Source organism: Rhodovulum sp. 12E13 (genome assembly GCF_003340565.1).
Classification (GTDB): domain Bacteria; phylum Pseudomonadota; class Alphaproteobacteria; order Rhodobacterales; family Rhodobacteraceae; genus HLUCCA09.
Genome location: NZ_QPLK01000019.1, coordinates 1 through 21,478 on the forward strand (window position 1 = coordinate 1; position 21,478 = coordinate 21,478).

The following is a 21,478-nucleotide window of genomic DNA, read 5'->3' on the forward strand; positions in this document are numbered from 1 at the left end:
AGATCATGCGCCGCATCCTGCGCAAGATCGCCGAGAACGACCACGCCTCCCTCGGCGACACCTCCACCCTCGCAGACCCCACCGTCGTCGACGACCTCGTCGAAAACAGACTGAACAGGGAGTGAGGGCGCCCATCGAAAGGCACGACGGGGCCGCGTCGGCATGGCGCGGCCCCTTCAGCGTGATGAGGCGCGAATTGTCCGCTTTTCGTCACCCGCCATAACGCTTCGTTAAGGTTTTTCGGCCAACATGAGATGGCTGGGGGCAGCCTTTGACAGGAGCAGTCACGATGATGACCTTCGGTCTTCGCCCTGCCGCGTTCGGGCCGGGTGATCTCGGACACGCCGCCCAGGACAGCGCCATCGACCAGGCCCGCCGGGTGGTTGTCGCCCCCGAAAATCCGGCCCCCCCGGCGGGCGGCCCCCAGACCAGCGCGGCCGTGCGCCAGCCCGACTCCGCGAGCGACGCCGCCCCGGTGGACAGCCGCCGGATGGCGGAAACGCAAGCGAACGCCCCCCGCGTGGACGACAGTCGCGCCGGCAACCGATCTCTACCGCCCGAGTTGATCGCGCCGCAGCCGCCGGCCGAGGCGGGCGACGGCGTGCCAGAGGGGATCGCCTTCCGGCCGGAGCCCGCGGGTCCGCTCAAGACCTACGCGCAGATCCCGATGGAGATCGTGCGCGAGATCACACGCCTGAGAGAAGAGGCCGCCGAGGCGCAGGCCGCCGGCATCTCCGGCCGCAACGACCCGACGCCCATGCCGGCCCGCCCGGACGCGATCGGCGCCCGCATGCCTTACGACGCCGCCTGACAGGCGGGCAGCCAGTTCCGCCTCGGACGGCCCCCGTCCCGCACGCGCCCCCGCGCATTTGCCGCCCGGATCGGCGGGGGCCAGTGCGCAACAGCGTGCCTCGACATGCCGCGGAACGCGCGCGCCAACCGCTTCGGCCGGCCGACGCGCCCAAAAAGGCCCCAACGGCACGGCGCCGCGGGGCCTCGTTCATACCGGAGCGGCGCCGTTCGCACCGCCCCGGTCGTGTCCCGGTCCGGATGCTTCAGTTGGTAAGCGCACCGTCCGTGATCGCATGCGTCCACGCATCCTCGCCGGGATCCGCGGTGATGACCGGATCGGAGCCGCCGGCGAGCAGCGTCGCGACCGTCCGCTCGAAGTCGGCCGGGTCGAGCGCGCCGTCGGAGCCAGCGGTGAGCTTGGCCACCTCGCCCATCATCCGCTTCTGGTGCTCCTCGGTCTGGGCGCCGGTCATGTCGTTCTCGAGCACGATCATGGCGGCCTCCTCGGGGTTCTCCTCGGCCCATTTCCAGCCTTCCATCGAGGCCCGGACGAACCGCGTCATCCTGTCCACGAAGGCCGGATCCTCCAGGTTCTCCTCCAGCACCCAAAGGCCGTCCTCGAGGGTGGCGACACCCTGGTCCTCGTACTTGAACGTCACCAGCTCCTCCGGGGTCACGCCCGCGTCGATCACCTGCCAGTACTCGTTGTAGGTCATGGTCGAGATGCAGTCGGCCTGCCGCTGCAGCAGAGGATCGACATTGAAGCCCTGCTTGAGCACCTCGACCGAGCCCTCGCTCGCCCCGTCCGTCTCGATGCCGAGCTGACTCATCCACGACAGGAACGGATACTCGTTGCCGAAGAACCAGACACCCAGCGTGCGGTTGTCGAGATCCTCGGGGCTCTCGATCCCCGCATCCTTCCAGCATGTCAGCATCATGCCGGACGACTTGAAGGGCTGCGCGATGTTGACCAGCGGCAGACCCCGCTCGCGCGCGGCGAGCGCCGCGGGCATCCATTCCACGATCACGTCGGCGCCGCCGCCCGCCAGCACCTGCGGCGGGGCGATGTCGGGCCCGCCGGGCTTGATCGTCACGTCCAGCCCCTCGGCCTCGTAGAAGCCCTGGTCCTGCGCCACATAATAGCCGGCGAATTGCGCCTGCGTCACCCACTTGAGCTGCAGGGTCACCTCGTCCTGCGCCAGCGCCGCTCCCGCGGCAAGGCTCAGCGCCGCACCGAGCACCATTGTCTTTTTCACAGCGATCTCCCTTGTCGGTCTTCTCTTCGTTGGTCAGCCCCGCCCGCGCTGCGACGGGTGCCAGAAAGTCACCCGGCGCTCGATCAGCGCGACGGCGCCGTAGAACGCCGAGCCCGCCAAAGCGGCCACGACGATCTCGGCCCACACCATATCGAGCGCGAGCCGCCCGACCTCGGTGGAAATGCGAAAGCCCATGCCGAGCGTGGGCGAGCCGAAGAATTCGGCCACGATCGCGCCGATCAGCGCCAGCGTCGTCGAGATTTTAAGCCCGTTGAAGACGAAGGGCATCGCCGCCGGCAGGCGCAGCTTCAGCAGCGTCTGCACCGGGCTTGCCGCGTAGGTGATCATCAGGTCGCGCTGCATCGCGTCGGCCGCCCGCAGCCCCTCGACCGTGTTCACGAGGATGGGGAAGAAGACCATCACGACGACCACCGCCGCCTTCGACTGCCAGTCGAAGCCGAACCACATCACGAGGATCGGCGCGGTGCCCACGATCGGCAGCGCCGCCATGAAGCTGCCCACCGGCAACATGCCCCGGCGAAGCACCTCCCACCGGTCGGCGGCGAGCGCCACCGCGAAGGCCGCGACCGCCCCGATGGCATAGCCCGTCAGCGCCCCCTTCACGAAGGTCTGCACGAAGTCGGCCCAGAGGATGTCGGTCGAGACGGCGAAGCGCGCCGCGATCGCCGAGGGCGGCGGCAGGATGACCGAGGGCACCTGTAGCCCCCGCACGAGCCCCTCCCACAGCACCAGTAGCGTCAACCCGAAGATCGCCGGCACCGCCAGCCGCCCCGCGGCGGTGCCCGCCCAGCGCGAGGCGGCAAGCCGCACGTTCAGCCACCACGCCACGGCCCAGAAGACGAGAGACCCCGCGATCAACGCCATTCCCGCCCCATCACCCTGGACCAAATACTCCGGGGGGAGGCGCCCCGGGCGCCGGGGGGCAGCGCCCCCCTGACCGGCCCGCCAGAGGCGCGCGGGCAGCTCACCGCGCCATCCCCATCCGGCCCAGCACCAGCCGCTGGGCCAGCGCGATCAGCCCCACCAGCGCCGCCGCGAGCAGCGCCGCGGCGAACAGCGCCGACCATATCTGCACCGTCTGGCCGTAATAGCTGCCCGCGAGAAGACGCGCGCCGAGCCCCGCCACCGCGCCCGTCGGCAGCTCGGCCACGATGGCACCGACGAGCGAGGCCGCCACGCCGACCTTCAGCGAGGCGAAGAGATAGGGCATCGAGGCGGGCAGGCGCAGCTTCCACAGGGTCTCGGCGCGTGTGGCGCTGTAGGTCCGCAGCAGGTCGAGCTGCGCCGCCTCGGGCGCGCGCAGGCCCTTGACCATTCCGACGACCACCGGGAAAAAGGAGAGATAGGCCGAGATCAGCGCCTTGGGCAGCAGCCCAGAGATGCCCACCGAGTTCAGCACCACGATGATCATCGGCGCCAGCGCCAGGATGGGGATGGTCTGACTGGCGATGGCCCATGGCATGACCGACATGTCCATCGCCCGGTTGTGCACGATGCCCACCGCCAGCAGGATGCCGAGCGCCGTGCCGATGCCGAAGCCGAGCAGCGTCGCCGAAAGCGTCACCCAGGCATGGGTGAACAGCGAGCGGTTGGAAAAGGCCCGCCCCGCCAGCGCCATGCCCACCGTGGTCTCGTAGAGCTCCACCGCCACCTGGTGCGGCGCGGGCAGGCGCGGCCGGTCCTGGCTCCACACCCCGCCCAAGTGGCCCGGATTCTGCGCCATGAGCACCCAGGGCGAGGCGTCACGGCGTGCCTGCCCGCCCTCGGGCACGATGACGGCGCCGGCGCGCTCGGCCTGGTTGAGGCTCTCCTTGACGTTCATCGGCAGGCAGGCGGCATACCAGATTGCCACGATCACGCCGACGATCATGAGCACCGGCCATACCGCCCGCGCCGCTCGCGCGGCGAAGCGCCCCCGTCCGGCCACGCCCGCGCCGGGGCTCGCCGTCAGCGCCGCGTCAGCCATGCCCGCCCCCGATCATGCGCCCTCAATCATAGGCATGCCCCGCCCGCAGCCCCTCGCGCACCCGATGGGCGAGCGCGAGGAACTCCGGCGTGTCGCGGATGTCGAGCGGGCGCTCGGCCGGCAGGTCGCTGTCGATCACGTCGGTGATGCGCCCCGGACGGGGCGACATCACGACGATCTTGGTCGACAGGTACACCGCTTCGGGGATCGAGTGGGTCACGAAGCCCACCGTCTTGCCCGTCGCCGCCCAGAGCCGCAGAAGCTCCTCGTTGAGCCGGTCGCGCACGATCTCGTCGAGCGCGCCGAAGGGCTCGTCCATCAGCAGGATGTCGGCGTCGAAGGACAGCGCGCGCGCGATCGAGGCGCGCTGCTGCATCCCCCCGGAGAGCTGCCAGGGATACTTGCCCCCGAAGCCGTCGAGCTCGACGAGGGATAGCACTTTTCGAACACGGCTCTCCTGCTCCGCCTTCGAAAAGCCCATGATCTCGAGCGGGAGTTTCACGTTCCCCGCAATCGTCCGCCATGGGTAGAGGCCCGCCGCCTGGAAGACGTAGCCGTAGGCGCGCGCCTGCCGCGCCGCATCCGGCGTCATCCCGTTGACCGAAATCGACCCGCCCGTGGGGTGCTCGAGCCCCGCGACCACCCGCAGGAACGTGGTCTTGCCGCAGCCCGACGGCCCGATGAAGCTGACGAACTCGCCGCGGCCGATCTCCAGGTCGACGTCCTTGAGCGCCTGCACCGGGCCGTCCGCCGTCCGGAACGTCAGATCGAGCCCCTTTGCCAGAATGACTGGAGCGAGACTCGCCGGAGCTTGGGCTGGATGCGACAAGCGCCTATCCACTGGATCGACCATACACTCTCCAACCGAGGAGCAGCGAAAGCGGCAGAGCAAGCGGCACGAGGAAATGGGCCGTCGAATACCACAGGGCATATCCAAACGTCGCCGCCACCAGCATGACCACAACGCCCGGCCCCACCCCGTAGAGGAACACGGCAAGCGCCAGGGCGCTCGCCTCGTCCGCGGCGCTCCCCCGCGACGCCGCCTTGACGCCAGAATGGATTGCCCGGCCTGCCAACGCCGCGCCGACGGTCATCAGGGCAAAGCCCGGAAACCGACCGTTGCGCACGTCACGGCTCGCCCGCCACATCACACTCCGCTCGGAATGTTGTGCGGATCGCGCTCGATCCTGCGGGGTGTGTTCAGCGCCTTCCACGTCGAATAGGCCTTCACCGGCGAGGCGAAGGGCGGCCGCCTGACGAACTTGCCGCGGCCCGGCGCCGACTGGCTGTTCTGCCCGTAGGCCCAGACGACCTCGCCGCGCGAGAGCGTGTAGCGGGCCTGCGCCGTCACCTCCATGCCCTCGAACACATTGTAGTCGATGATGCTCTTCTGGCTGCCCACCTCGATCGTGCGGCGGATGGTGGGGTCCCACACCACCACGTCGGCATCGGCCCCGGGCACCAGCGCTCCCTTGCGGGGGTAGATGTTGAGGATCCTGGCGATGTTGGTCGACGTGACGGCGACGAACTCCTCGGGCGTCAGGCGCCCCGTCTCCACGCCCTTCGTCCACAGCATCGCCAGCCGCTCCTCCAGCCCGCCGGTGCCGTTGGGGATCTTGGTGAAGTCGCCCACGCCCATCCGCTTCTGGCTGTCGTCGAAGGCGGCGTGGTCGGTCGCCACGACCTGCAGCGAGCCCGCGGCGAGCCCGTTCCACAGACCGTCCTGGTGGTCCTTCGACCGGAAGGGGGGCGACATCACCCGGCGCGCGGCATACTGCCAGTCCTTGTCGAAATACTCGCTCTCGTCGAGCGTCAGGTGCTGGATCAGCGGCTCGCCGTAGACGCGCATCCCCTTCTGCCGGGCGCGCCTGATCGCCTCGTGCGCCTGCTCGCACGAGACGTGCACGATGTAGAGCGGCACGCCCGCGGCATCGGCAATCATGATCGCGCGGTTGGCCGCCTCGCCCTCCACCTCGGGGGGCCGCGAATAGGCGTGGCCCTCGGGGCCGGTGATGCCCTCGGCCATGTATCTCTGCTGAAGCTCGGCCACGATGTCGCCGTTCTCGGCATGCACCAGCGGCATCGCGCCTAGCTCTGCGCAGCGTTTGAACGACGCGTACATCTCGTCGTCCTCGACCATCAGCGCGCCCTTGTAGGCCATGAAGTGCTTGAAGGTGTTGATCCCCCGCTCCTTCACGACCGTCTCCATCTCCGACCAGATGCGTTCGTTCCAGCCGGTCACCGCCATGTGGTAGGAGATGTCGATGCAGATCTGGTCCTTCGACTTGCGGTCCCAGTCGTCGACCGCGGCCAGCAGCGAGCCGTCGCCCGGCAGCACGAAGTCCACGATCATCGTCGTGCCGCCCGCCGCCGCCGCAAAGGTGCCCGATTCGAAGGTCTCGGCCGCCGTGGTGCCCATGAACGGCATCTCGAGATGGGTGTGCGGGTCGATGCCACCGGGGATCACGTAGGCACCCGTCGCATCGATCACCTCGTCGCCCGACAGGTTCTCGCCCACCGCGGCGATCTTCTCGCCCTCGATCAGAACGTCGGCCGCCCATTGCCGGTCGGCCGTCACCACCGTGCCGCCCTTGATCACCTTCGACATCTTCACCCCCTCGCCCGCGGGCCGTCCGGACCGCTGCTTCTTCTTGCTGCAAATATCCCGGGGGGTCCGGGGGGCTGGCCCCCCGGCCGCGCCCGGACCGCTCACTCCACGATTTCGGCCGTCTCGACCACGGCATGAAAGAGCACGTTGGCCCCCTTCTCGGCCCATTCGGGCGTGATTTCCTCGGCCTCGTTGTGGCTCAGCCCGTCGACGCAGGGGCACATGACCATCGCGGTCGGCGCCACCCGGTTGATCCAGCAGGCGTCGTGGCCCGCGCCGCTCACGATGTCGCGGTGCGAATAGCCCAGCCGCTCGGCCGCCGCCCGTACCGCGCCCACGCAGCCCGGGTCGAAGGTCACCGGGTCGAAGTGCCCGACCGGCTCGATCTCGAGGCCGAGGCCGAGCTCCTCGGCGATCTGCGCGGCCTCCGCCTCCAGCCGCTCGCGCATGGAGGTCAGCTTGTCGAGGTCGGGCGAGCGGAAATCGATGGTGAACACCGCCCTGCCCGGAATCACGTTGCGCGAATTGGGATAGACGTTGGCCTGCCCCACCGCGCCCACCGCGTCGGGCTGATGGTCCATCGCGATGCGGTGGACGGCCTCGGTGATCCGCGCCATGCCGAGGCCGGCGTTGACGCGCATGGTCATGGGCGTCGAGCCGGTATGCGCGTCCTTGCCCGTCAGCGTCACCTGCAGCCACCACAGGCCCTGCCCGTGGGTGACCACACCGATCTCCTTGCCCTCGGCCTCGAGGATCGGGCCCTGTTCGATATGCAGCTCGAAGAAGGCGTGCATTTTCCGCGCGCCCACCTTCTCCTCGCCCTTCCAGCCGATCCGCTCCAGCTCGTCGCCGAGTCGCTTTCCGTCCGCATCCTCGCGCGCAAAGGCCCAGTCGAGCTCGTGCATCCCCGCGAAGACCCCGCTCGCCAGCATCGCGGGGGCGAAGCGCGTGCCCTCCTCGTTGGTCCAGTTGGTGACGACGATGGGGTGCTTCGTGCGGATGCCGAGGTCGTTGAGCGTGCGCACGATCTCGAGCCCGCCCAGCACGCCCAGCACCCCGTCGTACTTTCCGCCCGTGGGCTGCGTGTCGAGGTGCGAGCCGACATAGACCGGCAGCGCGTCGGGGTCGGCGCCCTCGCGGCGGGCGAACATCGTGCCCAGTTCGTCGAGCCCCATCGTGCAGCCCGCCGCCTCGCACCAGCGCTGGAACAGCGCGCGCCCCTCGGCGTCGGCGTCCGTCAGGGTCTGGCGGTTGTTGCCGCCCGCCACGCCCGGGCCGATCGTGGCCATCTCCATCAGGCTGTCCCACAGCCGGGCGCCGTCGATCTTCAGGTTCTCTCCTGGGGCGGGCATCGTCTCTCCGCTCTTCTTGGTGTCGGTCCTGCCACGTTGTGCCGCGGCCCCGGTCTAGTCAACCTCGGGCCGGGCCTCTCTTGCCCGTCCCGGCGGCGCTGCCTATCGATGCGTCACCGACGAGTGGAGGACGTGCGCCCGATGGCCGCCCGAGCGATCCCGTGGCCGCTGCGCCGGCTGGCGGCCCGTCCGCGGGGCCGGCTCACGCGCCCCCTGCATGCGCGCCTCTACGGGCGCCCCTTCGCCCCGGGCGCCGGGCGGCGGCTGCTCGTCCTGTTCGAGCCAGGGCGCATCTCCTATGCCTCGGCCTATCCCTTTGTGCTTCATGCCCGCGCTTTCGCCGAGCGCCACGGCGCGCAGATCCGTCTGCTGGAGACCGGGGTGGCGCTCGCGCAGGGCCTGCCCCCGGGCCTCGCGCGGCCGACGCACGTCATCGCGCAATCCTGGCTGCTCGATCCGCCCGAGCGTCACGACGCCCTCGCGCGCCTGCTCGGCGGGCTGCCGGAGGGCACGGTCACCGCCTATCTCGACACCTCGGCCAATGCCGACATCCGGCTCGCGCGCCCCTTCTCGGAAGTTGATCTCTACTTCAAGAAGAGCCTTTTCGCCGACCGGGCCGCGCATCTGCGACCGACCGCGGGCGACACGAACCTCACCGAGTATTACGGGCACCTTTTCGGGATGCCGGAGGCGACGGTCGACTGGGCGATCCCCCAGAGCATTCTCCCGAAGCTCCGCGTCGCGCCGAATTTCCTGACGGCGCCGGGGCTGGCCGAAGGCTTTCTCGCACGGAGGGCGCCGCCCGACGGACAACGCGAGATCGACCTGCATGTCCGCCTCGGCGGCACCCGCGCCGGGGGCTGGTACGGCGCCATGCGCCGGGCCGCCGAGGCGGCGGCGCAGGCCGTGCCGGGCCTGGCCACGGTCAGCGGCTCCGGGGTGGCGCCGGGCCGCTTCATGGCCGAGCTGCGCGCCTCGAAGATGTGCTTCAGCCCCTTCGGCTTCGGCGAGCTGTGCTGGCGCGACATCGAGGCGATCCTCGCGGGCGCCGTCCTGCTCAAGCCCGACATGAGCCACCTCGACACGGCGCCCGACCTCTACCGCGACGGCGAGACCTACGTCGCCCTGAAGTGGGACTTTTCCGACCTCGCGGAGCAGGCGACCACGCTCGCCGCCGACCCGGAGCGGCGCGGAAGGATCGCGCGCGCGGCCCATTCGGCCGCACGCGCCTACCTGGAAAACGATGGCCCGGCAGGGACCTACGCGCCGCTCTTCATGTGATGCGCGAGGTGGGGCTCAGGCCGTGCGCTGCAGCACCTCGCGCAGCGTGCCGAACAGCTGGTCGATATGCGCCTTCTCGATGATCAACGGCGGCGACAGCGCGATGATGTCGCCGGTGGTGCGGATCAGGATGCCGCTTTCGTAGGCGTCGAGGAAGGCCGAGAAGGCGCGCCGGGTGGGCTCTCCCGCGATGGGTTCGAGTTCGATGGCACCGATCAGGCCCATGTTGCGAATGTCGATCACGTTGGGGCAGTCGCGCAGGCTGTGCAGCCCCTCCTCCCAGTAGCCGGCGAGATCGGCCGCGCGCTGGAACAGAGCCTCCTCGCGGTAGGTCTCCAGCGTGGCGAGGCCGGCGGCCGAGGCGATGGGATTGCCCGAATAGGTATAGCCGTGGAACAGCTCGATCAGGTGCTCGGGCCCCTGCATGAAGGCGTCGTGGATCTCGGAGGTCGCCAGCACCGCACCCATCGGGATCACCCCGTTGGTCAGGCCCTTGGCGCAAGTGATGAGGTCGGGCATCACGCCGAAATGCTCCGCCGCGAAGGACGAGCCGAGCCGGCCGAAGCCGGTGATCACCTCGTCGAAGATCAAGAGGATGCCGTGCTTCGTGCAGATCTCGCGCAGCCGCTCCAGATAGCCCTTGGGCGGCAGGAGCACGCCAGTCGACCCGGCCATCGGCTCGACGATGACAGCGGCGATCGTCTCGGCCCCGTGCAGCGCCACGAGCCGCTCCAGCTCGTCGGCGAGGTAGGCGCCGTGGTCGGGCTGGCCGCGCGAGAAGGCGTTCATGTCGGGCAGGTGCGTGTGCGGCAGGTGGTCGACACCGGCCAGAAGCGTGCCGAACATGCGCCGGTTGTTGACGATGCCGCCCACCGAGATGCCGCCGATGTTCACCCCGTGGTAGCCGCGCTCGCGCCCGATCAACCGGGTGCGGCTGCCCTCGCCCCGCGCCCGGTGATAGGCCAGCGCGATCTTCAGCGCCGATTCCACGCTTTCGGAGCCGGAATTGGTGAAAAAGACGTGCTCGAACGGCTCCGGCGCCATGTCGCGCAGGGCGCTCGCCAGCTCGAACGCCTTGGGGTGACCCATCTGGAAGGCGGGGGCGTAGTCGAGCTCGGCCGCCTGGGCCTGGATCGCCTCGACGATCTTCGGCCGCTTGTGGCCGGCGTTGCAGCACCACAGGCCCGCCGTGCCGTCGAGCACCTGCCGCCCGTCCGCAGTCGTGTAGAACATCCCCTCGGCCGCGACCATCATCCGCGGCTTGGCCTTGAACTGGCGGTTCGCGGTGAACGGCATCCAGAAGGCCGAAAGGTCGTTCGGGGCGGGGCGACGGTCGAGGGCCATGGGAGGTCTCCGGCAAGGGGCCGCGACGGGCGCGGCCGGTGGCGCTGACGTGGGCGACACGCTAGCATGGCGCTCGACGACCCCACAAGCGAGGCCCGGGAGAGGCGGCCGAGCATGACCGAGCACGCCCGCCCCGCGACGCGCATCCAGGCGAAGAACCGCGCCGCGATCCTCGAGGCGGCGCTGACCGTGTTTTCGGAGAAGGGCTACGGCGGCGCCACGGTGCAGGAGATCGCCCGCACCGCCAACCTGTCCAAGGCCAACCTGCTCTACTACTTCCCTTCCAAGGCCGCGATCTACCGGGCGCTGCTCGACAGCCTGCTCGAGAACTGGCTTGCGCCGCTGCGGGCGCTCGACCCGGCCGGCAACCCGCGCGAAGAGATCCTGCGCTATGTCCGCCGCAAGCTGGAGATGAGCCGCGCCCTGCCGCGCGAGAGCCGCCTCTTCGCCGGCGAAATGCTGGCCGGCGCGCCTGTCATGGGCGAGACGCTGTCGGGCGACCTCAGGGCGCTTGTCGACGACAAGGCGGCGGTGATCGGGGCCTGGGCAGAGGCGGGGCGCATCGCGCCGGTCGACCCGCATCACCTGATCTTCGCGATCTGGGCGCTGACCCAGCACTACGCGGATTTCGACGTGCAGGTGCGCGCGGTGCTCGGGGGCGCGCGCAGCCCCTTCGACGAGGCGGATGCGTTCCTGTCAGACCTGTTCACCCGCCTGCTGCGGCCTTGATCGCGCGCCCCTCCCTGAGCAGCGGCTTCCCGCCCGGCGGCCCGTCCCCGCGGCACAGATCCGATGATCCTCGAGCGGATCCTCACGCCCCAGACACGGAATGGCGACGAGGCCGCCCGGTGTGCCCGGTGGCTTCTGCACGCGCGGCGGCGGTGCCGCCGCCCCGTTCAGCCGGACGGACGGTGATCGACGACGCGGACGGGCTTCACCGCCCGCAGCGGGTCGAACAGCTCGTCGCGCGTCGCCCATTCGACGCCAGGGCGCAGGTGCAGGCGGGCGGCGGCGGCCTCGGCGAAGGCGGCAGCGAGCGCCTCGGAGGGCGGCTCCGAGGGGGCGATTCGCAGAACGAGCGCATCCATGGAGAACGGATCGTCCGCATCTTCGGGGCGGATCACGATCTGGTATTCCTCGGCCTGCGGGTGCGCCTCGAGCCAGTCCTTCAGCGCGCGCAGGTTCACCAGCATGCCCCGCACCTTCACCAGATCGCCGGTGCGCGTCAGGTTCGACGCCACCCTGGGCGAGGTGCGCCCGCAATGGGGGCAAGGCGCGTGATCGATCGCCACGTGATCGCCGATCAGGTAGCGCAGAAGCACCGTGCCGCGCTTGATGAGGTGGGTGAAGGCGAGCTGCCCCGCCTCGCCGTCGGGCAGGCGCGCGCCCGTCTCGGGCTCGACCACCTCGTGGAACACCTGGTCGGGGGCGAGCGAGTGAAAGCCCGAGCCTTCGGCGCATTCCACCATGCTCGACCCCTGCTCGGTCGAGCCGTAGCGATTGCAGATCAGCTCGCCCGCGCAGCCGACCTCGCGCATCCGCCGGCGCATGTCGGCCCGCATGGCAGGCGATGTCGCCTCGCCGGTGATCATCGCCATCCGGACCGAACCGAAATCGGCGCCGAGCTCGCCCGCGCGGATCAGCACGCGGCGGATGAACGAGGCCACGCCCCACAGGATCGTGGCGCGGTGGCGGGCGACATGGGCCACCGCATCGTCGAGAGAGTGATGGACGTCGAAGACGTCTCCCGCCCGCCCGGTCAGGCCGAAGACGACGCCCGCCCCGCAGGCGGCGGCCTCGTCGGGCGCGCGGGCATAGGCGCCCATCGGAAACTTCGTGAGCGGAAAGAGCGAGGCGATCACGTCGCCCGGCACCACCGGCACCAGATCCTCGCGGCGGCGGCAGGCCCACATGTAGGAATAGTGGTCGCGCGTGGTGATCCGGATCGGCGCGGGTAGTCCGGTGGTGGTGCCCGAGGTGTAGATCACCTTCCAGAGCGTGCGCTCGTCCTGCTCCAGATCGGGGTGGTCGAGCACGAAGGCGTCGGGATCGTTCAGGAAATCGTCTTTCGAGGTAGGCGGCAGGCGCGTCAGCTCGTCGACGGAGCGTATGTGGCGCGGCTCCAGCCCCTCTGCCCGCATGACGCGGGCGTAGTAGGGGTGGCCCTCGTAGCATAGCTCCACCGTGCGGGCGAGCAGCCGGTCCTGCAGCGCGCGCACCTCCGCCGGCGGGCGGCGCAGGAGGTCGGGCAGCGTCCAGCCCTCGGGCAGGGGCGCCGCCTCCCACGGGGCCGCGAGAGGCGCGGCGGGGCTCACTCTGCCGCCTCGGGCATCTCGACCCTGGGCAGCGGCAGCTTGTAGAGGTCGATCACGTTGTTGCGCAGGAAGGCACGGGCCGAGGCCGGGCGCAGGCCCAGATCCTCGATCTCCTCCCGCGCGCGCTCGAGGTCGATCACCGGGAAGTCGGTGCCGAAGATCACCTTCTTCCGGCCCCACGAGTTGATGAAATGCACGAAAGCGGCCGGCCAGTGCTTGGGCGCGTAGGCGTCGGAGCCGATGTAGACGTTGGGGTGCTTGTAGGCGACCGAGATCATCTCTTCCGTCCAAGGCCAGCCGATGTGGATTCCGACGAGCTTCAACTCGGGGAAATCGCAGGCGATGGTATCGAGCGTGATCGGCCGGCCGACAGATTTCAGCGGCCGCTCGACCGAGTAGCGCAGGCAATGGCCCACCTGCATCTGGATCGGCACGTCGAGCTCGCAGCACTTGGCGTAGAACGGGTAATAGCGCGCATGGTCGGGCGCCATGTCGAACCAGTGCGGGTAGAGATGGGCACCGACGAACCCGTAGTCGCGGATGCCCCGCTCCATCTCGCGCAGGCCCTCCATGCCCATCGTCGGGTCGATGCCGGCGAGGCCCGAGAACTTGTCGGGCCGCTGGCGGCAGACCTCGGCGACCAGCTCGTAGGAAATGTGGCGGTGGATCTTCTGGCTGGCCGAGCCGGCCTTCACCGCGATGAGGAAGACATGGTCGATGCCGGCGCGGTCCATCTTCTCGATGAAGCCATCGACGGAGTAGCCGTTGATGACGTCGCCATCCATGCCGATCTTTTCGGTGATGAAGGTCTTCGACCATTCCGGGCGGACGATGCCCGGCATGTCGAACTCGAAGTTGCAGACGGCGTCGATGGCGCCGAACTCGTATCCCATCTGGCTCTCCTGTCAGGCCGCGCCCCGCGCGGCGAAATCCAGCGCATCGCTCGGCACGGCATGGCCGAGCAGCAGATCGACGATGTCGAAGGCGGCGCGGTCGAGGTCGCCCCGCCAGCTCGCCACCATGTCGGTGAGGAACACCACGTCGAGATCCCGGTCGAAGGCGGCGAAGGCCGAGGCGAGCACGCAGGCATAGGTGGTGACGCCGGTGAAGAGCAGCGTCTTCACCCCCCGGTCCGCGAGCCGCGCCTCGAGGTCGGTGTCGTGGAAGGCGGAATAGCCCGGCTTGTCGATCACGATCTCGCCATCGCGGGGGGCGAGGGCGTCGACCACCTCCACCCCCGGCGTGCCGGGAATCAGGCGGTCGCCCGAGGTGGTCCAGGTTTTCGGTTTCAGGTCGTGACGCGCCTCCATCGGCCCGCGCGCGGCGTCGTGCACGAGGCGGGTGAAGACGACCGTCAGCCCCGCCGCCCGCGCCCGCTCCAGCAGGCCGCCGATGGGCCGGATCACCGCGTTGAGCGCGGCGATGTCACGCCCCGCGCGGGCGTAGAAGCCATCCGTCGCGCAGAAGTCGTTCTGCATGTCGATCAGCACCAGCGCGGTGGTGGCGGGGTCGAGCGTCAGCCTGTCCATGCCGGTCTCCGTGAAGGGGGGCCGGGCACGTGACGCGCGCCCGGCCGGTCTGTCTCACTCGCTCAGCGTGGCATCGCCGAAGAGCAGCCGCTCGTCGGGCCGCGGCTCCCAGTTCAGCTCGGACGAGACGCCGTAGGCCTGAACCTCGTTGTAGAGCATCGAGTAGGGCACGTTGTCCTTCACCATGCCCCATATCTCGCTGATGAGCGCCTGCCGCGCCTCGGGGTCGGCCTCGGCCAGTTGCGCGGCGATCAGCTCGTCGACCTTGGGATCGGACCAGTAGCCGCGCGAGTCGGAGGCGAGCAGCGAGCCGAGCGGCAGCTGCGCGTCCATGATCGAGGGGCCGAAGCCGAACATGTGGATCGAATTCAGCTCCTTGCCGAGCCAGAGCGGGAAGTAGGCGGAATACTCCATCCCCTCGAGCCGCACATTCACGCCGATATCGTCGAGAAAGCCGCCCAGCGCCTGCGCCACCTCGGTGCCGAAGGCGTAGCGGTTGTTGGGGTAGAGGAAGGTCAGCTCTTCCCCGTCGTAGTTCGACTCCGCCAGCAGCTCGCGCGCGCGGTCGGGGTCGTAGGGCGTGGGCTCGATCGCGGGATCGTAGCCGAAGGTGACGGGCGCCACGATCTGCCCCATCGGCTCGCCGAGGCCCCGCAGCAGCCGCTCGGTGATGGCCTCGCGGTTGATCGCGTGGTCGATGGCGCGGCGCAGGTTCACGTCGTCGTAGGGGGGCGTGTTGGTGTCGAAGCCGATGTAGAGCACGCGGTTCGAGGCGACGGTCTTCACCTCCACCCCGTCGGCGGCGGCGATCCGCTCGACCAGCGCGGGCGGCAGCAGCGGCACCACGTCGAGCTCGCCCGAGAGCAGGCCGGCGGCGCGGGCGCTGTCGGAGGGCACCGGGCGCCAGATGACGCGGTCGATGGCGGGCCGGCCGCCCCAGTAATCGTCGAACGCCTCCATCGTCACCGCCTCGTCCTTGTCCCACGAGACGATGCGGAAGGGCCCGGAGCCGACGGGATCGGTGTTGAACGCCTCGGCGCCCCGCTCCTGATAGGTGTCGGAGGGCAGGATCGAGACGAGCGTCAGCTGCCGCGGCCACGGCGCGAAGGGCGCCGAGAGGGTGAAGGTCACCTCGTAGTCTCCCGTCGCCTCGACCGTGTCGACGCGGCTGAGATAGGCGCGCACGGGCGAGCCCTCGTCGGCCATGATCTTTTCGTAGGTCCAGACCACGTCTTCGGCGGTCAGCGGCGTGCCGTCGTGGAAGGTGACACCCTCGCGGAGCGTGAAGGTCCACTCGGTGCTGTCGTCGTTCGACGTCCACCCGGTGGCCAGTTCCGGCTCGACGCCGCCGTCGGCGGCGATCTGGGTGAGCGCGCTGTAGACGTTCTGGAAGACGTTTAGCGAGATCGGCGAGGTGTCGACCGAGGGGTCGAGCGTGCGGATGTCCGAGCTCTGCGCGACCGTGATCTCGCTCTGGGCGAGGGCGCTGGTCGTGGAAAGCGCGAGCGCGAGCGCCGACAGGGCGGCGCCCGAGCGAAGGGTGCGGGTCATGTGTGGTCCTCCTTGCTGGCAGTCTTTTCCTGGGGTCGGTCGGCGGGGGCGAGCGTGGCCAGCCGCTCGCGCGGGGTCGGCTCGGCGAAGTGGCACGCGGCGCGGTGGTGGCCGTCGAGCGCGGCGAGGGCCGGCGTCTCGTTGGCGCAGCGGGGCGCCGCCTTGAAGCAGCGGCCGCGGAACACGCAGGCCGAGGGCCGGTCGAGCGGGTTCGGCAAATCGCCCTCCAGCACGATGCGCCGCGACCGGTCGCGGCGGTGGACGGAGGGCACGGCCGAGAGCAGCGCCTGCGTGTAGGGGTGGCCTGGCGCGCCCAGCACCGCCTCGCGCGGGCCGCTCTCGACGATGCGGCCGAGATACATCACCGCCACCTCGTGGCTGATGTGGCGCACCACCGACAGGTCGTGACTGATGAACAGGTAGGACAGGCCGAGATCACGCTGGAGCCGGCGCAGCAGGTTGACGATCTGCGCCTGGATCGAGACGTCGAGCGCGCTCACCGCCTCGTCGAGGATCAGCACCTGCGGATCGAGGGCGAGCGCCCGGGCGATGGCGACGCGCTGCCGCTGCCCGCCGGAGAACTGGGCCGGTCGCCGCTGGCCGGCCTCGGGCGAGAGGCCCACCTGCGTCAGCAGCCGGTCGACCTTGCCGGCCGAATAGAGGCCGTTGATCCGCAGCGGTTCGGCCACCACGTCGTGGATCGTCATGCGAGGATCGAGCGAGGCGTAGGGGTCCTGGAAGACCATCTGGATGCCGCGCCGCTCGGCCGCGCTGCGATTGGCGCGCACCGTCTCGCCGCCCAGCCGGATCTTGCCCCCCGTGGGCGGGATCAGCCCGACGATCATGCGCCCCAGCGTCGATTTTCCGCAGCCCGACTCGCCCACGAGGCCGAGGGTGCGCCCCGGCGGGATGGCGAAGGACACGTCGTCGACGGCGCGCAGCGCCCGCCGGCCCCAGCCCGACGGCTTGCGCACGTGGAACTCCTTGGAGAGCCCCGCCACCTCTAGCGCCGGCGCCCTCATTGCGCGGCCTCCCGCGGCGGGGCGTCGCCCGCCGCCTCTTCGGCGTAGTGGCAGGCCGCCGCGTGGCCGGTGCCGACCGTGCGCAGGTCGGGCCGTTCGCGCGAACAGGCCGGCCGCCCCTGCCCCAGCGCGCAGCGGGGGTGAAACGCGCAACCGGGGGGGCGCGCGGCCATGTCGGGCGGCTGGCCGGGGATCGAGCGCAGCTCGTCGTGGTCGGCGTCGAGCGTGGGCAGGCTGTCGAGCAGGCCGCGCGTGTAGGGGTGGGAGGGGCGCGCGAACAGCGCGTCGGTCGGCCCGGTCTCGGCAACGCGGCCCGAATACATCACCGCGATCCGGTCGGCCGTCTCGGCCACCAGACCGAGATCGTGGGTGACGAGGATCATCGAGGCGTGGTTGCGCGCGCAGACGCCCTCGAGCACGTCCATCACCTGCGCCTGGATCGTGACGTCGAGCGCGGTGGTCGGCTCGTCGGCGATCAGCAGCCTGGGGCCGTTGGCGATGGCCATGGCGATCATCGCGCGCTGGCGCATACCCCCCGAGAACTCGTGCGGGAACTGGCGGGCGCGGCTGGCGGGATCGGGCACGCCGACCGAGGCCAGCAGCGCCTCGACCCGCTCGCGCACCTCGGGCTTCGGCGTGCGCGGCGCGTGCAGGCGGATTGCCTCGCCGATCTGCGTGCCGATCCGCAGCACAGGGTTGAGCGAGGTCATCGGATCCTGGAATATCATCGACACGGCGCCGCCACGGAGCGCCCGGAGCGTGGCCTCCGGCGCGTTGTCGATGCGCTGCCCGTCGAACCGGATCTCGCCGCCGGCGATCCGCGCCCCTGCGGGCAGAAGGCCCATCACCGCGAGCAGGCTCACGCTCTTGCCCGAGCCGCTTTCGCCGACGATCCCCAGCACCTCGCCCGCGCCCACGTCGAACGACACGCCGTCGACCACCCGAACGGGGCCGCGCGGCCCGTCGAACTCCACGACGAGGTCGCGGACGGAGAGCAGCGCCTCGCTCATCTGCGCCGCCTCAGGGCCGTGAGGTCGGCATCGGCCGCCCCCTCTGGCGTGAACCGCTGCGAGAGGAACTGCGCGCCCGCGACCAGCATGAAGATGGCCAGCCCCGGCAGGAGCGAAAGATACGGCTCCACCTCGAGGAATTGCTGGCCCTCGGCGATCATCAGCCCCCAGCTCGGCACGGGGGGCTGCACGCCGAGGCCGAGATAGGACAGCGCCGCCTCGATCACGATGATCTGCCCGAGCTCGTAGGAGGCGAGGATCAGCATCTGCGGCATGACGTTGGGCAGGACGTGGCGACGCAGGTTCCACCCCGTGCCCGCGCCCTGCGTCGTGGCCGACAGCACGAACTCGCGCTCGCGCAGGGAGAGCGCCATGGCACGGGCGACGCGGCCGTAGGAAACCCAGCTCGTCAGCCCCAGGAGGATCGTGAGCGTCACCAGGTCGGGGCCGAGCACGGCCGTCACGGCGATCACCACGAGGATGCGCGGCACGGCCAGTTGCAGGTCGGCAAGCCCCATCACGAGGTTCTCGACCGGCCCGCGGAACCAGCCCGCCAGCAGACCGAGAAGCACCCCGATCACGAGGCTGATCGCCACCGCCGAGAGGGCGATCATCAGCGACACGCGGCCCGCCAGCGCGATCCGGCTGAGCATGTCGCGGCCGAGAAAGTCGGTGCCGAGCACGTAGAGCCGCCCGTCCTGCTCGGTGCCGGGGCGCAGCAGGCCCGACATGATGTCCTGCTCGTAGGGGTCGTAGAACGGCAGGAGCGGCACGACGATGATCACCGCGAGGATCGTCGCCAGCATGGCGGCGGCGAAGGCCATCGACCATGAGCCCAGCGGCGCGCGCATCACGAATACCTCACGCGCGGATCGAGCACGGCATAGAGCAGGTCGACCAGAAGGTTGATGACCACGAAGACGAGGCTGATCACGAAAACGCCCGCGAGGATCACGGGGTAGTCGCGCTGGCTGACCGACTGCACGATCAGCCGCCCAACGCCGGGCCAGGAAAAGACGGTCTCGGTCACGATGGCGCCGCCGAGCAGCACGCCGAGATTGATGCCCGCGATCGTCACGATCGGCAGCAGCGCGTTGGGCAGGACGTGGCGCACCAGCACCCAGGCCCGCCCGCCGCCCTTGGCGTAGGCGGTGCGCACGTAGTCCTGCGTCTGCTCCTGCAGGAAGGCCGAGTTGAGCAGCCGCAGGTAGAGGGCCAGCTCGAACGTGGCGAGGCTGAAGGCGGGCAGGATCAGGTGGTCGAGCCCGCCGCGCCCGAGCGAGGGCAGCCAGCCGAGCCAGACCGAGAAGACGAGGATCAGGATAAGACCGAAGAAGAACGTGGGGATCGCCTGAAAGGTGAAGGCGACCCACAGAAGCCCCGTGCGCAGCCGCTCCGACCGGGTGAGGCGCACCGCGAGTGACGCGGCGAAGGCCATGCCGATGCCCAGCAGGAAGGCCGAGAGCGCGAGTTCGATCGTCGCCGGCAGACGCTCCAGCACCAGCGGCAGGGCCGGCACGCGCTGGCGGAAGCTGTCGCCGAAATCGCCCTGCACCGCGTTGCCGAGGAAGGTCAGGTATCGCACCAGCAGCGGCTCGTCGAGGCCGAGCGATTCGCGCAGGCGAGCGAGGTCTTCCGGCGTCGCCTCGGTGGGCAGGAGCAGCGCCGCGGGGTCGCCCGACAGCTCCACCAGGAAGAAGACGGCCGTCACGACGCCGAAGACCGTCAGCGCCGCCTGCACGAGGCGTCGGGCGAGGTAGCGCGTCATGCCTCTCCGTCCGCCGCCGTGCGGCCGCCGGACAGGCACGCCTCGGCATCGGCCGCCATCGCGCGCACGACATCGACGGCCGAGCGCTCGGCCCGCACCAGAACGGCGCCCTGCCCCGTCGGCCAGTTGCCGATCTCCATCGAGCCCTTCTGCTTGGCCGGCAGGACGAGGGGGGCGACCATCTCCCACTGGGCCGGCATCGGCAGCACCTCGTGCTCGTGGCCCTTCCACGCCTCGGTGTAGCGATTGCGGATCACGCGCGAGGGCTTGCCGGTATAGGTCCGCGAGACGACCGTGTCGTCATCGGCCATGGCCACCACCGCCGCCTTGTGCGTCTGCGCCGTCTGCGCCTCGGGCGTGGCGATCAGGGCGGTGCCCACCAGCCCGCCCTCGGCACCGAGCATCAGCGCGGCGGCCAGCGTGCGCCCGTCGACGATACCGCCCGCCGCGATCACCGGCACGCGCACCGCGTCGGCGATCTGCGGCACCAGCACCAGCGTAGAGGTGCGGCCCGTGTGCCCGCCCGCCTCGTGGCCCTGCGCCACGATGGCGTCGACGCCCCGCGCCTCGGCCGCGCGCGCCGCCTTGAGGCTGCCGACGAGCGACACCACCACCATGCCGCCGCGATGCGCCCGCTCGACCACCGCCTCGGGCACGCCGAGGCCGCAGGTCAGCACCCGAACCCCCTCGGCGATGGCGATCTCGAGCCGCTCGGCGGCCATCTCGTGATCGTAGGTGCGTTCGCCCACGACCGAGACCCGCGGATCCGGGTCGCCCAGCGCGCGCAGGAAGTCGGGCAGAGGCGCCGGCGCGGCGGCCGGGTCTCGCTCGGGCGGCGCGCCGGAGGGGAACAGAAGGCCGATGCCGAAGGGCCGATCCGTGAGCTCTCTCGTGCGCCGGATCTCGTCGCGCACGCGGTCCGGGGCGAGATTGGCGTGACCGAGAACGCCGAGCCCGCCCGCGTTCGACACCGCAGCCGCGAGGTCGGGCCCCGCCACACCGCCCATCGGCGCCCCGAGGATGGGCAGGTCGACCCCCATCAGCGCGCCGAGTCGGCGCGTGCGGCTCGCCAGTCCCCATGGCGGGGTTCGCGTCGGTGTCATGCCAGTCACGCTCCCTGTTTGCCCCGAGGCTACCGGCAACATGTCAACTGTCAACAGCTACCGCTCCCTCGTGGCCTGCCTCTGCCGCCGCGGACCATCCGACCGGCACTCTGGTCGGGGTCTGGCGCATTACGGCCGCCACGGAGCAGGGACACCCGGCGGCGCGGAGCGCGGTGGCTGGCTGTGGGAGGGCCGTGGCTGTCGGCGGGCAGTCTTGACGGCGGCGCGCCCGCCGCGCCGCAGGTGCCGGCACGTGCCCCCCGCAAGCGACCATCGACAGCCTGCCTGCGAACGCCCCGCCCGGACCCGGCTCGCCGGTCCTCCCCACGCCGCGCAGTCGCGGGGCGGCGGTGTCGTGCATGGCCGCCCGCGTGTCGGAAGGTCATCCTGCGTGCGAGGCCCGCCCGGCCATCCCGTCCGTTCCTGCCGGTCTGGTGCCTGCGGCGCGCCCGGCCACCCCGTCGAGGCGGTCTTGTGGCCGGCGATCACGGTCGCCGCCGCCCCGATCCTGAACGGAAGGCGCGGCAGGGCGGACGGGATCATGGAAAAGGAGACCGCGC

General features: G+C 70.4%; 20 protein-coding genes. 3 read left to right on the plus strand and 17 right to left on the minus strand.

Annotation, left to right across the window (positions count from 1 at the left end; genetic code table 11):
- Positions 1-289: 289 nt before the first annotated feature.
- Positions 290-811, plus strand: coding sequence for a hypothetical protein (locus DLJ49_RS15320; protein ID WP_115394432.1), 522 nt, complete (start codon positions 290-292; stop codon positions 809-811).
- A 244-nt stretch (positions 812-1,055) separates the two neighbouring features.
- Here DLJ49_RS15320 and DLJ49_RS15325 read toward each other — a convergent pair whose 3' ends face one another.
- The 7 genes from DLJ49_RS15325 to DLJ49_RS15355 form a co-directional block, all read right to left on the minus strand.
- Entirely contained in the window at positions 1,056-2,036 is a 981-nt protein-coding gene (locus tag DLJ49_RS15325; RefSeq protein ID WP_115394433.1) for an ABC transporter substrate-binding protein, read from the minus strand.
- A 45-nt stretch (positions 2,037-2,081) separates the two neighbouring features.
- Positions 2,082-2,933 (minus strand): ABC transporter permease, encoded by an 852-nt coding sequence (locus DLJ49_RS15330; protein WP_115394434.1) that lies wholly within the window; start codon positions 2,931-2,933, stop codon positions 2,082-2,084.
- Between the two features lie 100 nt (positions 2,934-3,033).
- Positions 3,034-3,939: an ABC transporter permease gene (locus DLJ49_RS15335; protein WP_233489078.1), complete on the minus strand. Its 906-nt coding sequence runs from the start codon at positions 3,937-3,939 to the stop codon at positions 3,034-3,036.
- A 118-nt stretch (positions 3,940-4,057) separates the two neighbouring features.
- Positions 4,058-4,888: an ABC transporter ATP-binding protein gene (locus tag DLJ49_RS15340; RefSeq protein WP_115394436.1), complete on the minus strand. Its 831-nt coding sequence runs from the start codon at positions 4,886-4,888 to the stop codon at positions 4,058-4,060.
- Positions 4,869-5,183 carry a hypothetical protein gene (locus DLJ49_RS15345; protein WP_115394437.1) on the minus strand — a complete coding sequence of 105 codons (315 nt, stop codon included), beginning with the start codon at positions 5,181-5,183 and terminating at the stop codon, positions 4,869-4,871. The genes DLJ49_RS15340 and DLJ49_RS15345 overlap by 20 nt, the downstream gene beginning before the upstream one ends.
- On the minus strand, positions 5,183-6,643 hold the full coding sequence (gene hydA / locus DLJ49_RS15350; RefSeq protein WP_115394438.1) for a dihydropyrimidinase: 1,461 nt from the start codon (positions 6,641-6,643) through the stop codon (positions 5,183-5,185). Before hydA ends, DLJ49_RS15345 begins: the two co-directional genes overlap by 1 nt.
- 101 nt (positions 6,644-6,744) lie before the next feature.
- Positions 6,745-7,995, minus strand: coding sequence for a Zn-dependent hydrolase (locus DLJ49_RS15355; protein ID WP_115394439.1), 1,251 nt, complete (start codon positions 7,993-7,995; stop codon positions 6,745-6,747).
- Positions 7,996-8,136: 141 nt separating this feature from the next.
- On the opposite strand from DLJ49_RS15355, the gene DLJ49_RS15360 reads away from it, so the two are divergent.
- Positions 8,137-9,276: a glycosyltransferase family protein gene (locus tag DLJ49_RS15360; RefSeq protein ID WP_115394440.1), complete on the plus strand. Its 1,140-nt coding sequence runs from the start codon at positions 8,137-8,139 to the stop codon at positions 9,274-9,276.
- A 15-nt stretch (positions 9,277-9,291) separates the two neighbouring features.
- Here DLJ49_RS15360 and DLJ49_RS15365 read toward each other — a convergent pair whose 3' ends face one another.
- On the minus strand, positions 9,292-10,620 hold the full coding sequence (locus DLJ49_RS15365) for an omega-aminotransferase AptA (protein ID WP_115394441.1): 1,329 nt from the start codon (positions 10,618-10,620) through the stop codon (positions 9,292-9,294).
- A gap of 114 nt (positions 10,621-10,734) precedes the next feature.
- Here DLJ49_RS15365 and DLJ49_RS15370 point away from each other — a divergent pair, with 114 nt between their 5' ends.
- The gene (locus DLJ49_RS15370; protein ID WP_115394442.1) at positions 10,735-11,349 is read left to right on the plus strand and encodes a TetR family transcriptional regulator C-terminal domain-containing protein; all 615 of its coding nucleotides are present in this window, start codon (positions 10,735-10,737) and stop codon (positions 11,347-11,349) included.
- Positions 11,350-11,516: 167 nt separating this feature from the next.
- On the opposite strand, the gene DLJ49_RS15375 is transcribed toward DLJ49_RS15370, so the two are convergent.
- Genes DLJ49_RS15375 through DLJ49_RS15415 form a run of 9 tightly spaced genes read right to left on the minus strand, consistent with a single transcriptional unit; the run spans position 11,517 to position 20,918 of the window.
- Positions 11,517-12,935 carry a phenylacetate--CoA ligase family protein gene (locus tag DLJ49_RS15375; protein WP_115394443.1) on the minus strand — a complete coding sequence of 473 codons (1,419 nt, stop codon included), beginning with the start codon at positions 12,933-12,935 and terminating at the stop codon, positions 11,517-11,519.
- Entirely contained in the window at positions 12,932-13,828 is an 897-nt protein-coding gene (locus tag DLJ49_RS15380; protein ID WP_115394444.1) for an amidohydrolase family protein, read from the minus strand. Before DLJ49_RS15380 ends, DLJ49_RS15375 begins: the two co-directional genes overlap by 4 nt.
- 12 nt (positions 13,829-13,840) lie before the next feature.
- Positions 13,841-14,464 (minus strand): cysteine hydrolase family protein, encoded by a 624-nt coding sequence (locus DLJ49_RS15385; protein ID WP_115394445.1) that lies wholly within the window; start codon positions 14,462-14,464, stop codon positions 13,841-13,843.
- A 54-nt stretch (positions 14,465-14,518) separates the two neighbouring features.
- Positions 14,519-16,015, minus strand: coding sequence for an ABC transporter substrate-binding protein (locus tag DLJ49_RS15390; protein ID WP_115394446.1), 1,497 nt, complete (start codon positions 16,013-16,015; stop codon positions 14,519-14,521).
- On the minus strand, positions 16,012-17,037 hold the full coding sequence (locus tag DLJ49_RS15395) for an ABC transporter ATP-binding protein (RefSeq protein WP_115394447.1): 1,026 nt from the start codon (positions 17,035-17,037) through the stop codon (positions 16,012-16,014). The genes DLJ49_RS15390 and DLJ49_RS15395 overlap by 4 nt, the downstream gene beginning before the upstream one ends.
- A complete protein-coding gene (locus DLJ49_RS15400) occupies positions 17,034-18,047 on the minus strand; it encodes an ABC transporter ATP-binding protein (RefSeq protein WP_115394448.1) in 1,014 nt (337 codons plus the stop codon). The genes DLJ49_RS15395 and DLJ49_RS15400 overlap by 4 nt, the downstream gene beginning before the upstream one ends.
- A complete protein-coding gene (locus tag DLJ49_RS15405; RefSeq protein ID WP_115394449.1) occupies positions 18,044-18,898 on the minus strand; it encodes an ABC transporter permease in 855 nt (284 codons plus the stop codon). Before DLJ49_RS15405 ends, DLJ49_RS15400 begins: the two co-directional genes overlap by 4 nt.
- Complete coding sequence (locus DLJ49_RS15410) at positions 18,898-19,815, minus strand: ABC transporter permease (protein ID WP_115394450.1); 918 nt, start codon at positions 19,813-19,815, stop codon at positions 18,898-18,900. Before DLJ49_RS15410 ends, DLJ49_RS15405 begins: the two co-directional genes overlap by 1 nt.
- Positions 19,812-20,918 carry an NAD(P)H-dependent flavin oxidoreductase gene (locus DLJ49_RS15415; protein WP_158547483.1) on the minus strand — a complete coding sequence of 369 codons (1,107 nt, stop codon included), beginning with the start codon at positions 20,916-20,918 and terminating at the stop codon, positions 19,812-19,814. Before DLJ49_RS15415 ends, DLJ49_RS15410 begins: the two co-directional genes overlap by 4 nt.
- Between the last annotated feature and the right edge of the window lie 560 nt (positions 20,919-21,478).